The 24,746-nt window shown below is 42.0% G+C and carries 26 protein-coding genes and 4 tRNA genes; 7 read left to right on the plus strand and 23 right to left on the minus strand.

Going from position 1 to position 24,746, the window contains the following annotated elements; all coding sequences use genetic code 11:
* Positions 1-4: 4 nt before the first annotated feature.
* Positions 5-1,492, plus strand: a complete 1,488-nt coding sequence (locus Aba26S_RS06390) for a nicotinate phosphoribosyltransferase (protein ID WP_043970830.1) — start codon at positions 5-7, stop codon at positions 1,490-1,492.
* A gap of 367 nt (positions 1,493-1,859) precedes the next feature.
* The gene (locus tag Aba26S_RS06395; protein WP_043970831.1) at positions 1,860-2,627 is read left to right on the plus strand and encodes an NUDIX domain-containing protein; all 768 of its coding nucleotides are present in this window, start codon (positions 1,860-1,862) and stop codon (positions 2,625-2,627) included.
* Positions 2,628-2,660: 33 nt separating this feature from the next.
* Here the strand turns inward: Aba26S_RS06395 and Aba26S_RS06400 are convergent, their stop codons facing one another.
* Both Aba26S_RS06400 and Aba26S_RS06405 read right to left on the minus strand, forming a co-directional pair.
* Entirely contained in the window at positions 2,661-4,265 is a 1,605-nt protein-coding gene (locus tag Aba26S_RS06400; protein WP_043970832.1) for a GMC family oxidoreductase, read from the minus strand.
* Positions 4,266-4,445: 180 nt separating this feature from the next.
* Positions 4,446-5,081: a nuclease-related domain-containing protein gene (locus Aba26S_RS06405; protein WP_043970833.1), complete on the minus strand. Its 636-nt coding sequence runs from the start codon at positions 5,079-5,081 to the stop codon at positions 4,446-4,448.
* A 287-nt stretch (positions 5,082-5,368) separates the two neighbouring features.
* Here Aba26S_RS06405 and Aba26S_RS06410 point away from each other — a divergent pair, with 287 nt between their 5' ends.
* From Aba26S_RS06410 to Aba26S_RS06420, 3 genes are read left to right on the plus strand one after another with little or no spacing between them, the layout of a single operon-like run.
* Positions 5,369-5,899: a PAAR domain-containing protein gene (locus Aba26S_RS06410; protein WP_043970834.1), complete on the plus strand. Its 531-nt coding sequence runs from the start codon at positions 5,369-5,371 to the stop codon at positions 5,897-5,899.
* Positions 5,889-6,524: a T6SS effector amidase Tae4 family protein gene (locus tag Aba26S_RS06415; protein WP_043970835.1), complete on the plus strand. Its 636-nt coding sequence runs from the start codon at positions 5,889-5,891 to the stop codon at positions 6,522-6,524. The genes Aba26S_RS06410 and Aba26S_RS06415 overlap by 11 nt, the downstream gene beginning before the upstream one ends.
* The gene (locus tag Aba26S_RS06420) at positions 6,524-6,838 is read left to right on the plus strand and encodes a hypothetical protein (RefSeq protein ID WP_081408433.1); all 315 of its coding nucleotides are present in this window, start codon (positions 6,524-6,526) and stop codon (positions 6,836-6,838) included. The genes Aba26S_RS06415 and Aba26S_RS06420 overlap by 1 nt, the downstream gene beginning before the upstream one ends.
* Positions 6,839-7,235: 397 nt before the next feature.
* Here Aba26S_RS06420 and Aba26S_RS06425 read toward each other — a convergent pair.
* The 14 genes from Aba26S_RS06425 to rpe all read right to left on the minus strand — a co-directional run bounded on the left by Aba26S_RS06425 (position 7,236) and on the right by rpe (position 16,949).
* A tRNA-Pro gene (locus Aba26S_RS06425) sits at positions 7,236-7,312 on the minus strand.
* A 4-nt stretch (positions 7,313-7,316) separates the two neighbouring features.
* Positions 7,317-7,392, minus strand: a tRNA-His gene (locus tag Aba26S_RS06430).
* Positions 7,393-7,428: 36 nt separating this feature from the next.
* Positions 7,429-7,505: transfer RNA gene (locus tag Aba26S_RS06435), tRNA-Arg, on the minus strand.
* A gap of 68 nt (positions 7,506-7,573) precedes the next feature.
* A tRNA-Pro gene (locus Aba26S_RS06440) sits at positions 7,574-7,650 on the minus strand.
* Between the two features lie 143 nt (positions 7,651-7,793).
* Positions 7,794-8,858 carry a quinolinate synthase NadA gene (gene nadA, locus Aba26S_RS06445; RefSeq protein WP_005239526.1) on the minus strand — a complete coding sequence of 355 codons (1,065 nt, stop codon included), beginning with the start codon at positions 8,856-8,858 and terminating at the stop codon, positions 7,794-7,796.
* Positions 8,859-9,001: 143 nt separating this feature from the next.
* Positions 9,002-10,222: a bifunctional glutamate N-acetyltransferase/amino-acid acetyltransferase ArgJ gene (argJ, locus tag Aba26S_RS06450; RefSeq protein ID WP_043970836.1), complete on the minus strand. Its 1,221-nt coding sequence runs from the start codon at positions 10,220-10,222 to the stop codon at positions 9,002-9,004.
* A gap of 319 nt (positions 10,223-10,541) precedes the next feature.
* Positions 10,542-11,027: a methylated-DNA--[protein]-cysteine S-methyltransferase gene (locus Aba26S_RS06455; RefSeq protein WP_005239530.1), complete on the minus strand. Its 486-nt coding sequence runs from the start codon at positions 11,025-11,027 to the stop codon at positions 10,542-10,544.
* Positions 11,028-11,045: 18 nt separating this feature from the next.
* A complete protein-coding gene (locus Aba26S_RS06460; protein ID WP_005272952.1) occupies positions 11,046-11,363 on the minus strand; it encodes a multidrug efflux SMR transporter in 318 nt (105 codons plus the stop codon).
* A 168-nt stretch (positions 11,364-11,531) separates the two neighbouring features.
* On the minus strand, positions 11,532-12,077 hold the full coding sequence (locus tag Aba26S_RS06465) for a hypothetical protein (RefSeq protein ID WP_043970837.1): 546 nt from the start codon (positions 12,075-12,077) through the stop codon (positions 11,532-11,534).
* 1 nt (position 12,078) lies between these two features.
* On the minus strand, positions 12,079-12,579 hold the full coding sequence (locus Aba26S_RS06470; protein WP_043970838.1) for a hypothetical protein: 501 nt from the start codon (positions 12,577-12,579) through the stop codon (positions 12,079-12,081).
* Between the two features lie 82 nt (positions 12,580-12,661).
* Positions 12,662-13,564 (minus strand): copper resistance protein B, encoded by a 903-nt coding sequence (locus tag Aba26S_RS06475; protein WP_043970839.1) that lies wholly within the window; start codon positions 13,562-13,564, stop codon positions 12,662-12,664.
* Positions 13,551-15,401, minus strand: a complete 1,851-nt coding sequence (locus Aba26S_RS06480) for a copper resistance system multicopper oxidase (protein WP_043970841.1) — start codon at positions 15,399-15,401, stop codon at positions 13,551-13,553. Before Aba26S_RS06480 ends, Aba26S_RS06475 begins: the two co-directional genes overlap by 14 nt.
* A 69-nt stretch (positions 15,402-15,470) precedes the next feature.
* Entirely contained in the window at positions 15,471-15,893 is a 423-nt protein-coding gene (locus tag Aba26S_RS06485) for a hypothetical protein (RefSeq protein WP_043970843.1), read from the minus strand.
* Between the two features lie 369 nt (positions 15,894-16,262).
* The gene (gene rpe, locus Aba26S_RS06490) at positions 16,263-16,949 is read right to left on the minus strand and encodes a ribulose-phosphate 3-epimerase (protein WP_043970845.1); all 687 of its coding nucleotides are present in this window, start codon (positions 16,947-16,949) and stop codon (positions 16,263-16,265) included.
* A 176-nt stretch (positions 16,950-17,125) separates the two neighbouring features.
* Between rpe and Aba26S_RS06495 the strand changes: the two genes are divergently transcribed.
* Entirely contained in the window at positions 17,126-17,401 is a 276-nt protein-coding gene (locus Aba26S_RS06495) for a DUF2218 domain-containing protein (protein ID WP_005239538.1), read from the plus strand.
* A gap of 124 nt (positions 17,402-17,525) precedes the next feature.
* On the plus strand, positions 17,526-18,533 hold the full coding sequence (locus Aba26S_RS06500) for an OmpA family protein (protein WP_043970847.1): 1,008 nt from the start codon (positions 17,526-17,528) through the stop codon (positions 18,531-18,533).
* A gap of 29 nt (positions 18,534-18,562) precedes the next feature.
* On the opposite strand, the gene fghA is transcribed toward Aba26S_RS06500, so the two are convergent.
* From fghA to Aba26S_RS06535, 7 genes are all read right to left on the minus strand, one after another.
* A complete protein-coding gene (gene fghA, locus Aba26S_RS06505) occupies positions 18,563-19,402 on the minus strand; it encodes an S-formylglutathione hydrolase (RefSeq protein WP_043970850.1) in 840 nt (279 codons plus the stop codon).
* Entirely contained in the window at positions 19,371-20,816 is a 1,446-nt protein-coding gene (locus Aba26S_RS06510) for a C13 family peptidase (protein ID WP_005239541.1), read from the minus strand. Before Aba26S_RS06510 ends, fghA begins: the two co-directional genes overlap by 32 nt.
* Positions 20,817-21,025: 209 nt before the next feature.
* Entirely contained in the window at positions 21,026-21,829 is an 804-nt protein-coding gene (locus Aba26S_RS06515) for a class I SAM-dependent methyltransferase (protein WP_043970852.1), read from the minus strand.
* The gene (locus tag Aba26S_RS06520; protein WP_005239543.1) at positions 21,829-22,650 is read right to left on the minus strand and encodes an undecaprenyl-diphosphate phosphatase; all 822 of its coding nucleotides are present in this window, start codon (positions 22,648-22,650) and stop codon (positions 21,829-21,831) included. Before Aba26S_RS06520 ends, Aba26S_RS06515 begins: the two co-directional genes overlap by 1 nt.
* Before the next feature lie 8 nt (positions 22,651-22,658).
* Positions 22,659-23,357 carry a tRNA (adenosine(37)-N6)-threonylcarbamoyltransferase complex dimerization subunit type 1 TsaB gene (tsaB, locus tag Aba26S_RS06525; RefSeq protein ID WP_005239545.1) on the minus strand — a complete coding sequence of 233 codons (699 nt, stop codon included), beginning with the start codon at positions 23,355-23,357 and terminating at the stop codon, positions 22,659-22,661.
* Between the two features lie 131 nt (positions 23,358-23,488).
* Positions 23,489-24,016: a gamma carbonic anhydrase family protein gene (locus tag Aba26S_RS06530; RefSeq protein ID WP_171248925.1), complete on the minus strand. Its 528-nt coding sequence runs from the start codon at positions 24,014-24,016 to the stop codon at positions 23,489-23,491.
* 21 nt (positions 24,017-24,037) lie between these two features.
* A complete protein-coding gene (locus Aba26S_RS06535; RefSeq protein WP_010590104.1) occupies positions 24,038-24,652 on the minus strand; it encodes a CoA pyrophosphatase in 615 nt (204 codons plus the stop codon).
* Positions 24,653-24,746 lie beyond the last annotated feature (94 nt).

Here is a 24,746-nt window from a genome sequence, read left to right on the forward strand (position 1 = left end):
AAAAATGAGTATTAAAATTAACCCACTCAATGCAATTGATTTCTATAAAGCCGACCACCGTCGCCAGTATCCAGTGGGAACTGAATACGTCTATGCCAACTTTACCCCGCGTTCATCACGTTTAGCCAAAATGCTGCCGGATTTTGATGACAAGATTGTGTTCTTTGGCCTACAAGGCTTTATCAAACACTTTTTGATTGAAACCTGGAATGAAGGCTTCTTCAATCAACCTAAAGCCAAAGTGGTCGCAGCCTATAAACGCCGTATGGACAACGCTTTAGGTGAAGGTGCAGTACCTGTCGAGCACATCGAGGCCTTGCACGATCTTGGCTATTTACCATTAAAAATTAAAGCCTTGCCAGAAGGTAGCCGCGTCAATATCAAAGTGCCGGTATTGACCATTATCAATACTGACCCGAATTTCTTTTGGCTAACCAACTATATTGAAACCGTGCTCAGTGCCGAGCTCTGGAAAAGCTGTACCACTGCCAGCATTGCCTATGAATACAAACGCTTGTTGACCCAATATGCAGAAAAAACAGGTGCAGCTTTAGACTTTGTTGCTGTTCAAGGCCATGATTTTAGTAGCCGAGGGATGAGCGGGATCTATGATGCTGCTCAATCGGGTGTGGGTCACTTAACCAGTTTTATTGGGACAGATTCAGTTGCTTCCATTGATTATGCCGAAGAATATTACAATGCAACTGGCGTGGTGGGCGTTTCAGTACCTGCAACAGAACACAGTGTAATGTGTATGGGCAGTGAAGAAAGTGAAATCGAGACCTTTAGACGTTTGATCTGTGAACTCTATCCTGCGGGCGTGGTCAGTATCGTTTCAGATACTTGGGATTTCTGGCGTGTGATTACCGAGTTTAGTGTGGAATTAAAAGCGGAGATTTTAAAACGCCAACCCAATGCCCTCGGACTCGCCAAAGTGGTGTTTCGTCCAGATTCAGGTGATCCAGTAAAAATTATCTGCGGTGATCCTGAGGCTGAAATAGATAGTCCCGCTTATAAAGGTGCTGTGCAATGTTTATGGGAAATTTTTGGCGGTACCGAAACAGCGCAAGGCTATAAGGTCCTAAATGAACGGGTTGGCTTGATTTATGGTGACTCGATTACCCTAGAACGTGCCCAAAATATCTTAAAAGGTTTGGAGGCCAAAGGCTTTGCTTCCAATAATCTGGTCTTTGGAATCGGCAGCTATACTTATAACTATTTGACTCGTGATAGCTTTGGTTTTGCAGTCAAAGCCACTTGGGGTCAGGTTAACGGTGTCGGTCGTGAACTATTTAAAGACCCTGTAACAGATTCAGGTGTTAAAAAGTCAGCCAAAGGTTTGTTACGGGTTGAACAAACTGAAAATGGTTTTGAGCTCTTTGATCAACAAAGCTTTGAACAGGAGAAGATGGGGGCACTGCAAACAGTATTTGAAAATGGTCAATTGTTAAGAGAATGCTCACTTGATCAAATTCGGGAGAGATTGATCTAAGCAAAACTCTTTAAGATTAAACACATCCATTAATTAGATACTCGGAAAAGTCATCCGCAACCAGAACAAGCCAAAGCGACTAAAGCTTTGCATAGTGCAAGATCAATGAAATGAATAGTTAAGCACTTAAGCATAACTTTCGCCTTATGGTACGGCAAAGATTATCAATCTTTGCCGTACCTCAGGTTTTGCCTACTTTTGCCAAAACACTTGCGAAGCTTTAAACGCCTCTCAGGTCGAGCCTGAACAAACTCAAGCGATTAAAGTTTTAGTACAGTGCAAGACATAGTGGCTTATCCTAAAATATGATGAGAACCCAATAAGACTCCGCTATGATATTACTTTATTCCAATTTCTTAATATTTCTATGAGTAAGGAAACTATCCATACCTCCGAACAGGAATACCTTGCCCACTATCAAAAAACAGACTATGACACGCCTCTGTTTACAGTCGATATGGCCATTTTTTCTGTAGCAAAAGGTCAATTACAAGTCTTAATGATTCAACGCTCCAACTTTCCCGAAAAAGGCAAATGGGCGCTACCGGGTGGTTTTATCGATTTAAAAACCGATCCCGATTTAATCGCAACAGCACACCGTAAACTACTTGAAAAAACAGGGATTCACTCCCCTTATCTAGAACAAGTCGAAACCATTGGCAATCAACATCGTGACCCACGCGGTTGGTCCATCACCGCTTTATATTTTGCCCTGATTGATTTTGACCAATTTGAAACTCAAACAAGTCACACCACTGAGCATAGTCAATGGCTTGCAATCGATCAGGCATTACAGCTGGATCTAGCCTTTGATCATCAACAACTACTCCAACTCGCTTATGATCGGCTTGCCAATAAAACCCGTTACACCGCTCTTCCAGCTAGCTTGATGCCCGAGTTATTTACCCTGACTGAATTACAGACGATTTATGAAATTATTTTAGGCCATACATTAGAAAAGAAATCATTCAGACGGCGTATGCAGGAAGCAGGTGCAGTTGAGGAAACAGGACAGCAAAAAATTGTCGGTAAGCGCCCTGCTCAATTGTTCCGCTATGCACTGCAAGATTATAATTTTACTTTTCCACGTATGCTGGAAACGCCACGTAACAGTACTGAAAATGAAAAGAGCTAAGGCGAATACCTTAGCTCCACAATAACTTAGAACTTACTTCCAAGTTTGACGAATCAAATCCACCGCTTTTTCAGCAATCATAATGGTCGGTGCATTAGTATTGCCATTGACCACGGTTGGCATAATTGAGGCATCAATCACACGCAGTCCTGCAATGCCATACACTTTTAGCTCAGGATCGACCACCGCCATCTCATCCACACCCATTTTACAACTGCCAACGGGGTGATAGACCGTGTCGACGCGTTGGCGCAAAATCTCACGAATTTCATCATCAGTCTGCACATTCGCTGTAAACATATCTTCTTTAATTTTTTCACTTAAAGCGGGTGCGTTCATTAACTTTTGGGTGACTTTAAAACCATCAACCATATCTTGCAGATCTTGCTCATCCTCAAGGAATTTAAAGTCGATTAATAGTGGATCATCAACATTTTTGCCACTGAGTTTGACCGAACCACGCGCACGCGGATTCAGCAAGCAGACATGGCATGAAATTCCATGTCCCATATGCATGGTTCGCGCATGGTTATCCACCACTGCAATCACAAAATGCAGTTGTAAGTTAGGTTTATCCAACTCAGGGCGACTTTTTAGGAATCCACCACATTCAGCAAAATTGGTCGTAATCAAACCACGACGTTCTTTACGATAACGCCCGATCTGTTTGACCAAATCAATACTGCCCCCAACTGACACCCCAAAGGTTCCTTCCATTTGCTTGGTCTTATAAGCAAAAATAAAGTCAGGATGATCGTGCAGATTTTCACCAACACCTGCTAAATCTTTAATTACAGGAATACCGTGTTTTTCCAGTTCTTGACGTGGACCAATCCCCGACAACATTAAGACTTGTGGCGATTGGAATGCCCCAGCAGACAACAGAACTTCTTTATTGGCACGAACAACCGTGCTTTGTCCGTTGTGTTTATATTCCACCCCGACTGCACGACCATTTTCAATCACGATACGGGCCACTTTAGCTTGAGTAATGACCTGTAAATTCGGGCGTTTACCTAAATAAGGAAACAGGTAACCGCGCGCTGCGCTCCAACGTTCGCCATTTTTTTGTGTGACCTGATAAACCCCTAGCCCTTCTTGTTCTGCACCATTAAAGTCATCATTGAGTGGATAATTGACCTGCTTCGCAGCTTCAACAAAGGTCTTTTGATATAGATTGTCAGAATGTAATTCACTGACATTCAATGGCCCGTGTTGACCATGATATTCATTACGAATGCGCTCGTTATGCTCTGATTTTATAAAGTATGGCAATACATCCTGATAAGACCATCCTGTATTGCCTAAAGCAGCCCAATGGTCGTAGTCGCTATGATGACCACGGATGTAGACCATCGCATTGATCGCAGAACTACCCCCCAAGCATTTTCCACGAGGTTGATAACCTTTACGCCCATTTAAACCTTTTTGTGGAATGGTTTCTAAAGCCCAGTTATTAATTTTAGTTGGAATACTGATCACAGCTGCTGAAGGTGTATTTACCAACCAGCTATTTCCATCACCACCAGCTTCTAATAAACATACCGAAATATTTGGGTTCTCAGATAATCGCCCAGCCAATACCGAGCCTGCCGAACCACCACCTATAATTACAAAATCAAAAGCTGTTTCTGTCATCTCTATACTCTGTTTTTTCTTTTTAAAAAGTGGAAGCATTATGCCGAATACAACATTTAAATACTGTTGTAGTTGTCTAACCAATTTATTTCATTAAGATCAACTTAACTGCATCGCAATAAAAGCGCAATAGCCAAATCCAGCAGTCGCGCTGTTGTAAAAAGAGAATCAATTGCAAAACTACTGGGTGGATTCTTTCTCTAATTTTTTCTGTTTCAGATACTCAACATGTTGACGATCTGTTTTCCAAGATGGTTCCAATACTTCTTTTTCAATACGATAACGAATCCTTTTCTGTTTCATGGGGCTGATCACCTCCTCATTGAAACTTTTCACATATTTCAGCCAAGCCTTACCTCGAAACACATTTTCAGGCATTTCTGTTTTAAATTCACAACGAGGCGTAAAAACAATAACCGAATGCAAATATTGTGGATCTAATACGTCATTTAGCACCCTCTCTAGTACTTTGCTATGTTTATAGTTTTGATGTAAAGGATTTTGAAACTTATAGCTTTTCTTATAGATTTTTTGCGTCCATTGCTTCTGTCGAACATGACCAAAAATCCAACCCGTATAATTCTTCGTTTCTATAATAAAAACCCCATAAGGACTTATTAAAATATGATCAATTTGAGTTGTGCCTTGCTCACCATCAGGAATCGTCACATTGTTTAATAACATGTACTCCATCCCTAACCCCTTATCTACATGAACTGAAACCATCAGCTCACCCATTCTTCCTTTAAAATATGGTGATTTCAAATAAGTGAGAATAGCAAGAATAATAATTAAAAATACAAAGTATAAAAACATTTCCTCTTGCTACCTTTATTTAATAATATTAAAAAACCCCAAAATACTCTTTCAAGTATTTATATTCCTTTTTAATTATAAATTAGAATTAAACCACCAACAAAGGTAAAACGACCAAATTCAACCATTCTTTAGCTTCCCCCTAGAAATACCATAGTATCTTGATAAAGATCCCCATAAAAATTCCACTTAAACAATCATTTTATACTTATTTATTTAATAGATCAGGTCAATATTTGCATTTCGCTTTACTTTGAATGGCTGAATATTATTTACTGGATAAAATAATGAAAGCACTCATCACCAAAGGCTGCCATACAGACCATGGCGGCATTATACAAGAGGCCGACCACACCTTTCCCATTGAAGGTATTCCAGCACATGTAGAAGGCATGAAGCACTACTGCCCCAGATGCAAAGTGATGGCTACGGCTCAATCCTCAGACAGAGGTTTTTTAATTTCAGGCACCAGAACAATTATAATGGCAGGTGACAAAGCCACTTGCGGTGCAACCTTTTTCCCGAATCAAAGCCTTGTGGTGAGAGATAACGGAATTGGTGCAGGCGCGAATAGTTCATCCGCTGTCAGCAATTTTCTCAATACCAGCAGCCCTCAAGTTTTTGATGAGCAAGTTGCAGCTGAGTTTAGTTTTGCCGAAGGTATGCCCTACTTGATTGAAACAGCTGAGGGTAAAATCTTTCAAGGCACAATTGGCGCTGATGGGAAACTGCCACGGATTGAAACTGAGAGACATGCTTCTTATAAGCTCTATTTAGGTGAAGAAGCACTCACCAAGCGTGGTGGTGATGCCAGTTAATCAATCGGGGACGGTTAAAACAAATCCCAAACGTGGCTCTGTTGCGGCTTGTAGTATGGTGGGAATCGTCCCGATTACCTTTAAAGAACTATGGGATAATTACTATGGTGACAAGACTCCACCATATAACATTAATGGACAAGCCCCTAAAGGGTTTGAAAATCAATGTGCAATTCGAATGAGTGTGACTTTGCATAAAGTAGGCGTGAAGATGACTACTTTTTCTCAGAACAATCTTAAACCTGAAGGGAAAGCACCTACGCTTGGTCGTATTGTATTAAACAATAAAGCGACAGCAACAAGAGCGAATGAGATGGCGATCTGGCTTCAAACAAGACCTGTTTGTGGAATTGGCCCTGCTATCGTCATAACAGGGAGAGATTGGCAATCAAAAATCAAAGGTAAAACAGGAATAATATTTTTCGGAGAGTATTGGGAACGCGATGATGAAAGTGCAGATGCAGCGAGCGGTGGACATATCGATTTATGGAATAAATCAAAATTAACAGATAACTGGACAACCTTTTTACGTTTTACTCTTGGATTTAACAGTTTTGACTTTATGGGATATACATATTCTGATTATGGAAAGGCAAAGAGAATATTGTTTTTCGAGGTAAAGTAATGAAACATATTTTATGGGTGTTAGCTGGAATTTTTTTAGTTGCAATAATCATTTTTATTGTACCTCAGTTTTTTAGTTTAATTTATACAGGTCAATCGAGATGCCGAGAAGGATGTAGTACTGATTTTCTAATAATTGCAAGAACATTTACTTGGACAAGCCTCTTTTCAGGAGGAATCATCGGATACTTATTCTCATTAAGAAAAGTTGGTTATAAAACAATTTCTTCCTTTATTATTTTAATTATTTTTTTATTAGTTTTTCTTTCTTGGTATTCAACTGGTTATGGTTACGGACTGAATTTAAGCTATTAATTAATTGAGGTCAAATGATAAAAAAGATTCTATACCCTATCTTAGGTCTAATTATTACCATTGTTTTGATGCAATTTTCACATGAAGCTTTTGTTAACTTAGTAAAGCATAAAAGGCCATGTATAGAAGGTTGTAGCGGTTCATTTAAGAACTTTTTAATGATCTATACTTGGTTTTGGTTCATCTTAAGCATGTTGGCTGGTTACCTTATAGCGGCAAGAAAAGCTAGCTATAAATTCATCATGATCTTAGTTCTTATATTTTTAATCTCTACATTTATCGTGAATTGGTACGCCTCGACCTATGGCTACGGACTCAATTTAAGCTATTAAATTCAAAAATCCAGACGTAAAAAAACCGCTAACTTAGCGGTATTTTATCTCATCTTTTAAGATGATGGTCGGAGCAGTAGGATTCGAACCTACGACCCCCTGGTCCCAAACCAGGTGCACTACCAGGCTGTGCTATGCTCCGAAATTGGGGTGAATGACGGGATTCGAACCCGCGACAACTGGAATCACAATCCAGGGCTCTACCAACTGAGCTACATCCACCATCAAACTTTGATTCTATATACCAAGCTGCCAAAATGGCGCGCCTGACAGGATTCGAACCTGTGACCATCCGCTTAGAAGGCGGATGCTCTATCCAACTGAGCTACAGGCGCATAACGATGATAATACTATCACGATACTTCGCCGATATTTAAAACTATGTTTTTCAACATATTTTAAATGGTCGGAGCAGTAGGATTCGAACCTACGACCCCCTGGTCCCAAACCAGGTGCACTACCAGGCTGTGCTATGCTCCGATTTCTTTTCAGCTTTTACTGTATCGCACATCGTGCGGTACGGTGTGCATTCTAGGCGTGACGCCTTAGAACGTCAACACCTATTTTTCAAAAAACTAATAAATCCTTATCAAATGTATATTTAACAAGCATTTTCAGACATTTTAGCGTTTCAAAGAAGCACTAAAGTTCAACATTCGATCTAAGGGTAATTTCGCGCGTTCAGCTAAGGCTGGATCGACGTGTATTTCTTGATCAGCATGCTGTAATACATGCAAAATGCCATCCAGTTCATTCATTGCCATCCACGGGCAATGTGCACATGAACGACAAGTTGCCCCCTCACCTGCAGTTGGTGCTTCAAATAATTCCTTATCTGGCGCTGCTTGCTGCATTTTATAGAAAATGCCCCGATCTGTTGCCACAATCATTTGTTTATGCGGCAAGGTCTGTGCAGCTTTGATCAGTTGTGAAGTACTCCCCACTGCATCTGCAATATCCACCACCGATTCAGGTGACTCAGGATGAACCAATACCGCCGCATCAGGGTAAAGCGCTTTCATTTGCGCAATACCACGCGCACGGAATTCTTCATGCACGATACATGCGCCATCCCACAACAACATTTCAGCACCTGTTTTCTTTTGAATATAACGACCTAAATGCTGATCTGGTGCCCAAATAATTTTTTCACCCAAACTATCTAAATGCTCAATAATCTCAACCGCACAACTTGAAGTCACCACCCAATCGGCACGCGCTTTCACAGCCGCTGAGGTATTGGCATACACCACCACAGTATGATCAGGATGTTGATCGCAGAATGCTGTGAACTCATCCACAGGGCAACCCAAATCGAGTGAACAGGTTGCTTCTAAAGTTGGCATCAATACGGTTTTTTCTGGTGATAAAATTTTAGAGGTTTCCCCCATAAACTTCACCCCAGCAACCACCAAGGTAGTCGCAGGATGATCACGACCAAAACGCGCCATTTCCAATGAATCAGAAACACAACCACCTGTCAGTTCGGCAAGCTCTTGCACTTCAGGATCACAGTAATAGTGAGCCACAAGTACTGCATTACGTTTTTTCAACTCGGCTGCAATTTGGGCAAACTTTTCTTGTTTCACTTCTGGGCTAAGGCGATTGTCCTTTGGCTCGCCCAAACGATCTAAATGCGCCTGCACAATATTTTTGGCTTCGTTCGCAATTAAATTCGCATCATTCATAAAACGTCTTCTCTATCCTGCGTGCTTGCATCACTGCAAACTTTTAACGTGGGTAATGGCGTGATCATTTGGGAAAAATCACCTCATCCACAAACTAGCTTATAAAAAAAGCCCCACTGTGGAGGCTTTATTATAACGCAAATTTATGAGCGATAATCGGCATTAATTTTGACATAGTCATAAGAAAAGTCACAGGTATAGACTTTGTCTTTTGCTGTACCACGACCGAGGTCAATACGAATGCTAATTTCCTTCTCAGCCATGACAGCTGCACCGGCTGCTTCGGTATAGTCTGGGTTTGCACCACCATCTAGGCAAATCTGTACATCACCCAGCCAGACTTGAACCTTGCTGGTATCTAAGTTCGGTACACCCGCTTTACCAATCGCCATCACAATACGACCCCAGTTTGGATCTGAAGCAAATAAAGCAGTTTTAATTAACGGTGACTCAGCAACGCTATAGGCAACATCACAACATTCTTGGGTATTGGCTCCGCCTTCCACCTGAACGGTAATGAACTTGGTCGCACCCTCACCATCACGCACAATCAATTGCGCCAAACGATTCATGATACGTGCAAGCACATCGAGCACTTGTTGATAACGTGCATCGTCTTGGCTCTGGATTTCAGCACCACCAGCCAGACCCGTTGCCACAAAGATACAAGAGTCATTGGTCGAAGTATCACCATCAATGGTAATGCGGTTAAAGGAATGCTCAACCGTAGTTTGCAATAAACGCTGTACCAGTTCAGCACGAATCGGGGCATCGGTTGCCACAAAACTCAGCATGGTCGCCATGTTTGGACGAATCATGCCTGCGCCTTTGCTGATACCCGTCATGGTATAGCTCACACCATCCAGTTCAAACTGCTCAGATGCACCTTTTGGTGTGGTATCTGTGGTCATGATGCCTGATGCAGCGTCCGCCCAACGATCGGCATTTAAATCATTTAATGCAGGTTGAATGCCTTGCAATAAGCGTTCAATTGGGAGTTGCTCACCAATCACACCAGTTGAAAAGGGTAAAATCTGATTGGCTTGAACACCAGCTAATTCAGCCAACTTGGCACAAGTGGCTTGTGCATTTTGATAACCGACGGTTCCTGTTGCGGCATTAGCATTACCCGTGTTGATGATCAGGTAACGTGGTGTGTTCTCGGCCAAATGCTTTTTACTCAATTGAACAGGTGCAGCAGCAAAGGCGCTTTGGGTAAATACCCCTGCAACGTTTGAGCCTTCGGCAAATTCAAAAATGACTAAATCTCGTCGATTTGGATAACGTACATACGCCTCAGTTGAGCCAATTTTTACACCCTGCACCACATGCATAAGTGGCATTGTTACGTCACCAACAGCCATTTTTAAACTTCCATTCAACTTGTTATGAAAGGCTTAAGCTTATTCCAAAAGGCGATTAAAATCGAGTATTAACGACATGGATAATTTATAAATTAAAAGTACTTTCATTGTCTGATTCTAACAAGATATTCATGCAGCAATCGCTATCGTGAGGCGGCATGGATGCCGCCCGTTGGACAGGGGCTACATGGATGTACCCTCTGTCCAACAAAAGATTTTTGTTACTTTTCATCTTTGAAAAGTAAAAGAATGCCTACACAAAATACATCTGATCCATTACAGATTTATGAGGCTATGCAGACTTTGGAATTAAAATTATTTAAGCTTTGTTTTGCTCTAAACTCAGTAAAATCTGCTTCTTATCCAAACCACCTGCAAAACCAACTAATGCGCCACTCGACCCAATCACCCGATGACAGGGCGCAATAATCGAAATCGGATTCTTACCATTGGCTGCCCCGACTGCACGCACGGCTTTTTCATTACCTAACTGCACGGCAATCTCTTTATAACTGCGTGTTTCCCCATAAGGAATGGTCAATAACGCCTGCCAAACCTGTTGCTGAAATGCGGTACCTTGAAAGTCCAAAGGCAAATCAAATTGCTGGCGTTGCCCTGCAAAATACTGTTCTAATTGTTGTTTAACCTTATGCAGCATTGGATGCTGACGATCTTCTATCAGTTCAGAAAGCCGTACCCGTTTATGGTCTTCATTGTCCCACATCACGGCGACCAGCGCCTGATCATGTGCAACCAGTTTTAATGCACCTACAGGAGAATCCATGTACATATACACCAGTTGCATCACACGCTCCTTAGCTCATTAATTTGATGACAGTTTCATTAACATTAGACCCGATACGATCAATACCGCCGCGACCATCCGCATTGCTGTCATTGGCTCATTCAAGACCATGATTCCCACAATAAATGAACCAATCGCACCAATACCTGTCCAAATGGTATATGCCGTGCCAAGCGGGAGTGTCCGCATCGACATCGAAAGTAATACCACACTTAAAATCATGAAAACAATGGTCACAATACTTGGCGTTAACTTGGTAAACCCTTCAGACATCTTCATGGAATATGCCCAAATGACTTCAAAAATACCTGCCAAAATTAAAATTGCCCATGCCATTTTATTACGCTCAACTTTATCGAGTGTCGGGTCGTCCCAACGTGATTTTTTCGAGGGAGGTCGTCCTCCTAGGTGCAGCAGTGTACTGTAAAACATGAAAACTATGTGATTTGTTATGTATCTAAAACGACTAAGATATTGAAACAAAAAACTTTCTATGGAGATGAATCACTGCCAGACAATCTGATCGACCCGCATCAATTCACATGCGCCATTACCCGTATCCTCTCGAGATAAGGAGCTCTTCCAACGCCAGCCATCTTGGGTCTGAATCTCAATCAGAGCCCCTTTTAAATAGACCAAATCATCTTGTTTAATTTTTTTCATTTGTGAGGCAATCGCGGCATTGACAGGCACCAAATGCATATTGGCACTGTGGGTTGCAATCTGCCGAAGTGGGATTGGAGGTTCGTGATCAATAGACCAACGATACCAACGGTTACTTTGAGAAATATCAATCTGTTTGTAGACCTGAGGATTTGCCATTTCACCCCAACCTACGGCAATATCCATAGGAGAAAACTCAGCTTCACGCCCTAAATTATAGTCTTCTCTCGACAATACCCGAAATGAGCCTTCATAATTTTCTAATGCCACAACTTGCACACCTTGCTGGGTACTAATCTGACTGATATCAGGTGTAGGCTTAATCCATTTTGTCCACAGCATCCAACCGAGTGCAATCACCAGCAAGCCATACATCCATCTTGGCATGTTATTGGTCCTGTTTATTGCGTAAAGCTCTTATCCATTGCTTAAATCGCTCGATAGCAGCTGAAAAAAACTGCTGCATCAGACTGAGGACATTTTCATCTTGCTGCTCATATTTATTCTGAACTACATGTTGTTTAGAGGTCGCCAGTTCCATCGGTTCATAATGCGGCATGGTTTGCTGTAATTCTGCCCCCAGATTCAAACCTTGCAGTGCTGCTGTTACCTCAGGAATGGCATCTTGATGATAAAGCGCTAAATGACGTGCTTCTAAATCAATACAGTGTTCAATCAATTGATCTGAAAAAGGCAGTAATGCTTTTCTAACGCGCAGCACTTCTACAGCACTGCTCATATGTGGAATATAGTAAAAACTGACATGCATACTCCCATCAGTAGGGAGAAGTTCAAGCTGAGAGGCCGACACACCTGTAACTTTTTCTCGTAAATTGGTCGACGGGTTTGCTTTATCTATTATTGGATTGTGTTGTTGTTCTAAAGCCATTTATGCACCATGAATGACTCAAAAAAGATACTGTTAGTATAAACCAACAGTATCTCGAAAAAATGACATTTTAAACAAAATATCAGAACTTTAGCGACAGACCGGCGCCATAGATCCAACCCGTTTTAGAGTCACTGGCCGTTTGCCAATTGGTCTGCTTACGCCCGTTATTATAAGCATAGCCAACATCGATAAAAGGCATGACGCGATTCTTGACGATTTCATAGCGGGTTTTTATTCCAATTTCTGCATCGGCAAGACCTGTTTTAGCCGCATACTTGGATTCATCACGCAGTACCCATTCCATTTCCAGATAAGGCTGCATAATCAATTTTTGCGTCAACAACAGATCTCGTTCTGTTTCCAACACAAAGCGCCATTGTTGATCTTGTCCGATATACAGATGCGCATCGGTTTCAAAGAAATACTGAGCCATGCCGTGCAAACCGACCACACCCTCAAATTGTTCCTTATCCACTTCACGGTCAGGGTTATAACGGTAATTCACCCCAGCTTGCACATCCCAGAAATCTGCAATGTTTCGACTATATAACGCAGCCAGACTTTGCTCCGATTTTTCTGACTCGGCTTTGGCATAATCAGCAATAATGAATAATTTATTTTCGTCAGTTCCCACCCAAGTTTTTAACTTGGATTTGAGTGTGCCTTGCCCATCTTCATTCAACAGCCATTGGGTATCTAACTGTGTCGCTTGATAGATCTGCCCACCGTGCTCCTTATAATGGCCCGCATGTTCATCTTCATTTTGCGTCTGCGGAGAAATACTTGGACTTTGATGTTGCGAATGATCCATCGCAGAGGTAGCGCTCATGGGTATATTCTGCTGCGCCGACATATCCATTTGCATCATTTGATCATGTCCTTCATGTGCAAAAGTGAATGCACTTAAAGAAGAGACCAATCCGCCCATCGCCAATAATTGTGTATATCGTTTCATCTTAGAAGATTGCTTAGTGATGTGCATGGCTCGCTCCTTGAGAAGATTGAACAGGGGTTGCTGGTGCAGTTGTGCTTCCATCTACATTGGCGACAATCAACTTACTCATCATGCCCGCACTCATGTGATACAACAGGTGGCAATGAATCGCCCACTCTCCAATTTCATCCGCTGTCAGTAAAGCCGTAACGGTCTTGCCTGGCGGCACAATCAAGGTATGTTTATTTGGCATATCCTGTGGTGCCTGACCATTTTCCAACTGCATAAACATGCCGTGTAAATGCATCGGATGCGCCATCATACTGTCATTGACAAATTTAAGACGGATACGTTCACCATAACGCACGGTTAAAGGCTTAAAGTCAGGATCACTAAACTTCTTACCATCAATGGTCCAGATATAACGCTCCATGGTACCGCCCAAACGAATCACCACTTCACGTTCTGCTGGGCGACTATAGCTTTCAGGCTGCGGATTTAAGGATTGCAAATCTGCATAACTTAAGGCTTTATGCCCCGTAGGCGTTGCCGCATTGGCCCAGCCCTGTACGGTATCCGTATTTGATGTGTCCTTAGTTGTAGCTGCTTGATGCTGGCTATGATCCATATTGCTCATATCCATTTGAGCATGTGCGCTATGATCCATCGTTGGCTGCGAAGTTGTTGCGGTTTTCGCTTGGTCTTGTGGCGTCTGGTGCTGGCTATGATCCATCTTAGCCATATTCATTGGCTGATCTGAACCATGATTCATTTTGCTCATATCCATCTGACCATGTGCACCGTGATCCATGCCCATATCTTCCATGGTCAACAAGGCACGTGGTCGCGCTTTAGGGATTTGAACTGCTTGGGTGTTGGGTGTCATGTCATTGTGCAATGACGCAATAGCAAAGCCCGTACGATCAATCGACTCCGCTTCGATTTGATAATGGACCTGTTTCGGCTCAACCAATACATCATAAGTTTCGGCTGTTCCAATACGGAATTCATCCACAGGAACAGGTTTCACTGGCTGACCATCGGCACTGACCACGGTCATTTTTAAGTTGGGAATACGTACATCAAAGAAGGACATTGCCGATGCGTTAATAAAACGCAGGCGTACTTTTTCTCCTGCTTTAAAAGCACCGGTCCAGTTTTGCTGTGGGGTCTGACCATTGACCAAGAAGGTATAGCCGTCTACATCTCCTATGTCAGTTTTGGCCATACGCATCTGATTCCATGCGGAACGGTCTTGCCATGTAGCTTTTAAACCTTGCGTTTTAACCTGTTTCCAGACATCACCCAGTGTTTCTCGATGGTTTTGATAGTATTCAGCAGACTTTTTCAAATTCGCCATGATCTTGTCACTTTCCGTTTCATGGAAATCCGACAACATCACCACGTAGTCACGCTCTGCTTGTTCATGTGCAGCAACAGGTTGCTTGCCTTTTGGATAAATCACCAACGCGCCATACAAACCGTCTTGTTCCTGTCCTTTGCTATGTGCGTGATACCAATAGGTGCCGTTTTGACGTACTTTAAAACGATATTCAAAACTGCCATTTGGCTTAATTCCTTGGAAGCCATTAAAACCAGGCACACCATCCATCAAACCTGGGAGTAGCAGTCCATGCCAATGCAAAGAAGTATCTTGATTTTTAAGCTGGTTATGCACATGAATTACCGCTTCATCACCCTCTTCAAACTCTAATAGCGGGGCGATAAATTTACCGTTTACGGTAATGCGTTTGACGGGCTTACCCGTGACATTCACCATCCCTTGATTAATGTTCAGATGATATTCTTTAATTGCAGCCAGACTATAAGGCGCAAACAATAGACTTAAGCTAGCAACAACGCCAGCGTATAGTTTTGAAGACATGATAATTTCCTAATCTGTTAACTTTTCAAATTGCTCTTTTCATGGACAGAAAGAGCCTGTAAAGACAGATTAGGCTTTAGGAGGGCGTAGAATCTCTTGCCAGTAGCCAGCAAGATGTCGAGCTTGATAATCCGTATTGGTACGGGTATTCAGCTCTAAAAAAGGTGTAGCCCCTAAACTTGGGCCCTGCGGATCCAAAGCCAGATTAACGCTTTGACAATGCGAGATACTATTGCAGTCCTGACAATGTTGATCGCTATGCAGTTTCCCATCATGACACTGTGCTGAACGCAATGAATCTGTTTTCGATTGCATATGATGATGTTGATCCATCATTTGCTGATCATGACAAGCCATGCTTGGAATTGAAACTGAGCTGTTTTGATCGGATTGAATCGCTTGAACAGCAGCCACAGCCACGCCACTTCCCCCGATGAAAAATATCATCAGGAATACAAACCACAGACGTTTGTATCGCTTAAGAAGTTGCACTTCATGTTCCTTGTTTCAATGATCAAAAAAGAATTTAGCCTAGCTAGGATAAGTTTTTTTACAGTGATGCACAATCATCTTTGTATTTGAATTTCGATAATTGCAGCGACATCCCACCCTAAACTGCTGCTTTATCAAACGAACTGACCTACGAATAAGCACGAGTAAAAATAAAGCAAAATGAATAAGTTAATGCACAAAAAAAGGACAGAAAACTGTCCTTTTTTGATTGTTTTGCTGTGAATATAAACAACTGAAATCATTTTGTTTATTTTGACAACATCTTATCCACCTGCTTATCAACACGGTTATCCACCGAGTTATAAACAAAGTTATCCACAAGCTTATGTGAATAATAGAATGAAAATACTAAACTTCTGTTGCACCAACTTGAGCCAGTTCTGCACGCATTTTATCAATTACAGTCTTATAGTCAGGTTGACCAAAAATCGCTGAGCCTGCGACAAACATATCTGCACCCGCCTCTGCAATTTCACGAATATTGGCTGGCCCGACACCACCATCGACTTCTAAACGGATATCGCGACCACTGGCATCAATAATCTGACGTGCTTGGCGTAATTTTTCCAACGTCATTGGAATGAATTTTTGCCCGCCAAAACCAGGGTTAACACTCATCAATAAAATTTGATCGACTTTATCCAGCACATAATCAAGATAGTGCAACGGCGTTGCTGGATTGAAAACCAAACCGGCCTTGGCACCACCAGCCTGAATCAACTGCAAAGAACGGTCAATATGATCGGTTGCTTCAGGATGGAAGGTAATAATGTCTGCACCAGCATCCAAGAAATCGCCAATCATACGATCAACAGGAGATACCATCAGATGCACATCAATCGGCGCTTTGATACCATAGTTTTTCAGGGCCTTACATACCCCTGCACCAAAAGTCAGGTTAGGTACATAGTGGTTATCCATCACATCAAAATGTACAACGTCTGCACCTGCAGCTAGCACTTTTTCTACATCTTCACCTAAACGTGCAAAATCAGCAGATAAAATCGAAGGTGCAATTAAATAAGGCTTGGACATGGATGACCTGGCAAACTCTGAGAAAAATGATGGATACATTATAGCAAACTTAGTCCGCTTAGGTCTGTTACAAAGTCATTATTGCAACCTTGCAACACCACGTTGCATCTAGACAGTTTTTATCTCCTGTTAGCTTTGCTATGTTATTCAATGAAATTTTAGGATAGAAGCGCAATATGAATAGCAGTACCAATATCACTACGACTGAAGGAAAACGGATCAGTAAACGTCTAGTCAATCATTGGAAACATAAGTTTGAAGTCTTGGAAACTGAAACAGATTCAAAAATTTTTATGCCAACCGCGACAGTTACGCTCACGCCACAGGAACAACACTTAACAGTACTGATTGAAAATCAACAAGAAGATGTAGCGCGTCTGGAACAGGTCGTGATTGACCATTTAAATCGTATGGCGCAACAGGAATTTGTAGCGGAATGGCAGCATAGTTAAACGCCGAAAAAGTGTTCAATCAGCTGGCAGATCATTTTCTAATTCGATCTGTCAGCTTAAATTATGTTAATTAAAAATCGTATTTTGTTTTGGATATCATGTATGCCTTAACTAGGGAAAACATATGAACAATAAAATTTCATCCGTGATTTTAATAACGACAATCATCAGCCTAACCATCATCGGTTGTAGTAAAAAACAAGAAAAAACTGAGGCAGCCGAGACAAGTGCCGCGACAACAGAACATCCATCAGCAAAAGCACAGACCAAAGCAGATAGCTTCAACATCAATCAAATTCCGATTTCAAATATTGAACTTGGAGATTTTCCATTTATTCAACTGCCTAAAGGCTATTATTTTGCTCATCAATCCACTGAAAACTTTGCTCAAATGGAGTTCTGGGTCGGAGATCGACTAGAGAAAGTTGAAGGTAAGCTTTTTAATGGACGAATCGATGCTGAAGAGAATAACAAACAGGCCTCCTTGTTAGAGTTACAGCGTAATTTAGAGGCCGTTATTACCCGCTTAGGTGGGAAGAAAATCACTGACCGTAAAATCCCGGCAGAACTCGCCACCCAACTTTCAGAGAAATATGGGGTATCATATGTAGAGGGCTTAGGTGATATTTATAATAATCCAACACAAAGCTATGTGATTCATCAGAATGATCGAGATATCTGGTTTCAAATCACTCAAAGCGGAAATTCAGCAGGTCTATTGGTCTTAGAAACCCGCCCCATAGACATAACGGCACGCCCCCTATCCGCAAGTCAGTTAAAAACAGCCTTGGATCAATATAATAAAGTGGATATACACATCAACTTCGAAACAGACAAAGCCACACTGTTAGCAAACTCAGATGAACAAATCACGCAAATACTGAACTTGTTGAAAAGTGATGACGCCCTCAAGCTTGAAATTAATGGCTATACCGATAACTCAGGTGAATCCGCACATAACTTAAAACTCTCTCAGGCAAGAGCACAAACGGTCGTCAAAGCATTGACCGATGCTGGGATTGATCCATCTCGTTTAAAGGCGCAAGGCTTTGGCGATAGCAAACCCGTTTCCAGCAATGATACTGAGGAAGGTAAAGCAAAAAATAGACGCGTCGAGTTAGTAAAATTATAATCTCTAAAAAATTAAGAACCTTTTGGTTCTTAATTTTTCTCTAACTGAATCGCATGAAACTGTAAATGATCATCGATAAAACTTTGAATGAAATAATAGCCGTGATCATAGCCTTTGTGTTGGCGTAAAGTCAGATGTTGGCCTGCATCCAGACAGGCTTGCTTAAATTTTTCAGGGTTTAATTGCGCATAAAACTGATCATCCAAACCTTGATCAATTAAGATTTCATCGAACACACTGCCTTTTTGCTGCACCAAAGCCGTCGCATCATGGGCAAGCCATTGTTGTTGATCCACACCTAAATATTGTGTAAATGCCTTTTCCCCCCAAGGGCAAATGCTGGGCGCACAGATTGGGGCAAAGGCCGAAACTGATTTAAATTGCTCTGGATATTTAAAAGCCAAAGTCAATGCACCATGCCCACCCATCGAGTGTCCAAAAATACCAACTTGATTTTCAATTACAGGTAATTGTTGCAAGGCCAGTGCATAAAGTTCATCAACCAGATAAGATTCCATTTGATAATGCGCTGCCCAAGGCTGTTGCGTTGCATTGAGATAAAAACCAGCCCCCTGCCCAATATCCCAATGATCACCTTGTGCAACATCGTCACCGCGTGGAGATGTATCTGGCGTAATCAAAATCAGGCTGAGTCGAGCAGCCATCCGTTGTGCATGTGCCTTGATGGCAAAAGTGTCTTCGGTACAGGTCAGCCCCGCAAGATAAAACAAAGCGGAACAAGGCTTCCCTGCTAAAGCAGCAGGTGGTAAATATACCCCGACTTTAGTTGTTCCCTTAAGATGCCGAGACTCAAGTTGATAAATGCGTTGCTCGCCCTCAAAACAACGGTTTTTTTGCAGTAGCTGCATGTTCATCACCCTGTGTTCTCGTTATATCTGTTGATGCAATATTCTGGGCTGGAAATAAATAGGGTTCAAGCTGTGGCAGCATTAACTCCATATTTTTCCCAATTGCCCACTGCGGCTCAGAAGGTTCCACCCCCTGCGCAACCTCCCATTTGGTCACTGTTTGTTTGGCCTGCTCAAATGCGGTTTTCATTGAATATTGTTCGCGCATTGCCAAGTCAAAAAATGCTCGACCGAAATAAGTATAATCCGCTTCGTTGTTACAGCCAAAAGAGGTTTTATCCGCCGCAGAGGCCGTAATAATTAAAGTATCTGGTGACTGTAATGCAGGAATAAAACTCCCTGAATAACAGGCTGAAATCACAATCACACGCCAGCGAATACCCGACTTATCCAGTGTTTCCCTCAACCATTTAGGATCAACTTGATCTAAATCCAAAGGTGCATTTTCAATTTCAAAATGATTCCGCTCACCATGTGAAGTCATGTAAAGAAACAAGACATCACTGTCGCGATTCATTTGTTGACCAATACGGCGTAAAGCCAACTCCATACTGGTTTTAGATGCAATCGGTACGTCCAAACGTGTTGCTGGATTATTAATCAGCATAATAGAACGTCCAAAGGTGCCAAAACGCGTATCGAACTGTTCTCTTATACGTTCGATTTCAGACTTAAATACATCCACATAACTATCGCCCGCGACTCCCATAAAGTACCAGTGACTTTTGGCAATATCGCCATATTGAATCTGATTCAATGCTTTATCAAGCAAATGACTTTGTGCATAAAATGCATTTTCGGCAAAGCTTGGTGGCGTTTCTTCAACTTTCCAGATTGGCTGATCTTTCACTGAAAGTTGCCAAACCACCATGGTGGCAATGGTGGCGACAAAGACCAAAGCACGTTCCCACCATGGCCAGTTTAAAGCGCGAGAAAACACCCAAATGACTGCAAGACTTTGCCAAACAAACAGCCCAACAAATAAAGGCGGTAAAAAACCGTTATAAATACTGTCAGGAATAAAATTGAGATAGCCGTTTGAGCCAAGATATTGAATGATGCATTGCAACAGCAGAATATTGGTATCCAGTACCAGCCATAACAATGCTGGCACTAGCATTAAGCGTGGCTGATTCATGCGTTGCGACAGGAAAATACCGACAATCAAGGCAATAAATGGCCAAAGGGCATAGCCAATCAGGCCTTGTGTATTAAACTCCCCCATCTGTCCAGCAACCAGCCAGCTATAAAGCGAGTTAGTACAGCCACCTAAAATACCCCAGATAATGAGTTGGGTAATCGAGGGATGGACGACCTGCAAGGAACGACGTGACCCCAGAAACAACCACATGCCAGCAATTTGGTTACTTTTAAAATCATGCCAGATATTAATGGAGGGTTTGAGGTCTATCATAAAATTCTTCGGGAGTTTCTCTTTTCAAGCCTAAACTGAAAATATGCCATTCTAATGATTGAATGCGCAGTACTTTTCCTAAAAGACGCAATGCGTGACTGTAGTGTAAGCTCGACAAGAATTTTTTAGCAATCATGCTTTTGCACTATATCACAAATTTTTACCGAGCATTGACGCAAGCCAAACAATCATTCAATTCCGATTTAAATTTAATCTTTTGGAAAGTAAGCATCGAAACGACAGGCATCACCTAACCATTGATGATCTGGAATTTGATCTGCCAAATAGACTGCGTGACGTGGACGTTTCACTATGACACGCTTCGCAATCTGTGTTGCTAAATGTAGCAATTGATCACCTAAATCCATTTCCCCATCTTCAGGCAACAACATATGCAATAATTGCATTTGTTTTTTGACTTGTGCCTGTTTCTTGGCAGCCTGCTGATTCTGATCACGCTGTGGGAACATTGGATCTAAATACACCACATCCACTTGCTCACCATGCTGAACCAGTTGCTGTAAATACGTGTTGGAGTCCGCATAAATCAACGTTATCCGCTGCATAAAGCTTTGCAAAAAAGGATCTTGTTCAGCACTTGCTTTGCTATATTCCAATAGCACAAACAAGATTGGATGACGTTCAACCAAACGAACATCAGCACCTAAATAAGCCATGAGTAAACTGTCATGACCTAAACCGGCAGTCGCATCAATCAACGTTGGTTTTTCCCCCAACTGGCATGCGCGTGCAATCATTTCAGATTTTAGGCTGGCTCTTTTCAGACGAGCAATTTCTGCACGCCAATCCGGCTGCATTTTCATCCCATTGGCGGCAAGGCTGAGACCATCCTCGTCAAGAACCAGTGCCATGTCAGGATTCAAGCGTAAAAAACGGGCATTGATTTTTTCAACCACTTGTCCATTGAGCTGCACATTCAGTGCAGCTAAACGGTTCTGTAGTTGTTGAAACGGCTGTTCATATTCCGCTGCATACCAACACCCCATCTGCATTACCAATGCACCCAACCTGTCCACCATGTCACGAGAATAAATAAACCAAAGATAATGCGATAATAAGCAAATGCAGTGAAGTCGTGTTTAGACACATAACGGATCAACGCACGGATCACTATCAATGCTGAAATAAAAGCAACGATAATTCCAACGCCTAATACCAGCATGTCATTGCTATGCAACTCATGACGCATCTTGTACATATCCAGTAAGCCTGCACCCATCAGTACTGGAATTCCTAAAAAGAAGGAAAACTCTGCAGCTGCTTTACGTGATACGCCTAAGAATAATGAGCCAATAATGGTCGAACCAGAACGAGACGTTCCTGGAAATAAAGCCAAGCACTGGATCAAACCAATTAAAGTAGCTTGTTTAAAACTCAGATCATCAACTTCTTGCGTAACAATCTGATGTGGACGGCGTTCCGCCCATAAAATAATAAAGCCACCCACAATCAAGGCAATCGCAACTGTAATCGCATTAAATAAATAAGCCTTGACCACATCACCGAAGGTCAGCCCAATAATCACAATCGGGATTGAAGCAATAATCAAGTTAAGACTTAAACGGCGTCCTTGTTCCTGCCCCGTCAGCGCACCAATGAGTGCACCCCACAATTTACCCCAATATTCATAAATTACGGCAGCAATCGCACCAATCTGTACTGCGACCGCGAACATATCTCGTTTTTCAACCGTCCAGAAATCTAGTAACTGGCCTGTTAAAATCAGGTGCCCTGTACTCGAAATGGGGAGGAATTCGGTAATCCCTTCCACCAATCCCATAATTGCTGCTTTAAATAGCAATAAAAGATCCATAATTAACCTTAATTCGATTTACCTTGTTCGGGAATTTTTTTCCAAGCATCATCACGTAAATACACTGGCAATGCCTGTTCAGCATCCACCCATTTTTGTTGTGCAGCATAAACTCGAGCAATTGCAGCAATATCTTGTGCCGTTGCCTTGATACTCACATTTGTGGATTGATGATCAGAAATCTCTTCTAAGTTTATTTCGGTGGGCTGAATTAATTCTGAACCCGAGCCAATGGCTATAAATTTACAATAGGCACTAGCCTGTTCATAATTCAACAATTTCTCATCATCAATAGCCTGCATGATGCCCTGTGCATCCAGACTAAAATTCGCAATATAAACTTCTTGCATACGTGCATCGAGTACCGCCGTTACTTGCGCTAAGCCCTTAAGACGATAAGCCGCCTGCGCCAATGCCTGTAAACTAGAAACAGGAATCACAGGTAAATCCTGAGACCATGCGAGGGCCTGTGCCACCGCTGCATTAATGCGTACTCCGCTAAATGAACCAGGACCCCGGCTAAATGCAATCGCAGTTAAATCGGCCAGCTCAGTTCCAGTTTGCAATAAGGCTTGTTCAGTTAAAGGCAAAATGGTTTGGGTTTGTGCTTTGGTTCGCTCATCCAATTGAAAATAGAGTTCTTCATTATCATGGATGAATGAAACAGAACACTGCTCATTTGCAGTTTCCAATGCCAGCAACTTCATGCAAAAACCTTAGAGAAAAAGAGATAAAAAACATCGCGTATCATACTCCACTCAAACGCGATAGGCGAGTTATTGTCTTTTTATCGCCATAAAAAAGCCAAGTATAAACTTGGCTTCTTCAACTGCAATGATTAGAACTGGAACGGCTCTAAATCTAATAATTTTTTATAATGTTCTGCATAATGTAAGGCACTGAAACGTAATCGTGCAGCGCCCTGCTCATCTAAGGTTTTCACCACTTTACCAGGTGAACCCATGACCACCGAATTATCTGGAATAATTTTTCCTTCAGGAATTAATGCATTAGCGCCAATAATACAGTTTTTCCCAATCACGGCATGATTCAGAATTACTGCATTCATACCAATCAGTGAATTATCACCAATGCTACACCCATGCAGCATTACTTTATGGCCAATCGTGACATATTCACCCACATTCAATTCAATGCCTGCGTCAGTATGTAACACTGCATTTTCCTGAATATTGGAAAAGTTACCAATACGAATCACACAATTATCAGCACGAACCACAGCACCAAACCAGATGCTGACCTGACGCCCTAATTCCGCTTGGCCAATCACAGTAGCCGTTGGTGCAACCCAACCATCCCAAGGTTCATGTAACGCTTTTGGACTCAATCCCTGATAGGTATACAGCATGATAAATACTCTTAAAGATTAAAACTTAGATAAACCAAAATGTGGTGGATTCACCAAAAACGGCCAGTGTTTTTGATAGCCCAACCCGTATTGGAATAAAGAAATTAGCATGCGGGCCGTCAATCCCCAGACAATTTCACTTTCGACCTGCATACTCGGAAAATAAAGCGACTGTCGAGCTAAACGCACTTCATAAGGCAAAGGTGGAGCATCAATCAGCTCTTGTAAAGGTGCAAAGAAAATTCGGTCAATTTCGGTAGGCTGAGCAATTAAATCCACTTGAGCAGGTATTAATCCCACGATCGGTTTAACAGACAAACCACTGCGGGCACGCTGGATTGGCAAATCGCCCAATAGTTTGACATCAAACGGATTCAGTGCGGTTTCCTCTTGTGCCTCACGTAAGGCGACCACAATATTACTGGTGTCACTCGGGTCTCTTTTCCCACCAGGAAAAGAGACCTCACCCGCATGTTGAGATAATTGCATCGAACGGCGTGTCAGTAAAACCTTCGGCTGGGGCTCGTGGGTAATCGCAATCAAAACAGCGGCATCTGCCTGCTGGATTCGTTTGGAAAAACGCAACCGTTGTTGTAAAAGCTGTATTAACGATGGTTCTTCCATATGACTCATCTCTTTTTCTCTTATTCCTTAATTAGCATCATAGCCGAATTTTTAACTGCAATCATAGATCATGATGCGAAGTCATCAAAATTCAGTTATGCTG

Source organism: Acinetobacter sp. NBRC 110496 (genome assembly GCF_000876115.1).
Classification (GTDB): Bacteria; Pseudomonadota; Gammaproteobacteria; order Pseudomonadales; family Moraxellaceae; genus Acinetobacter.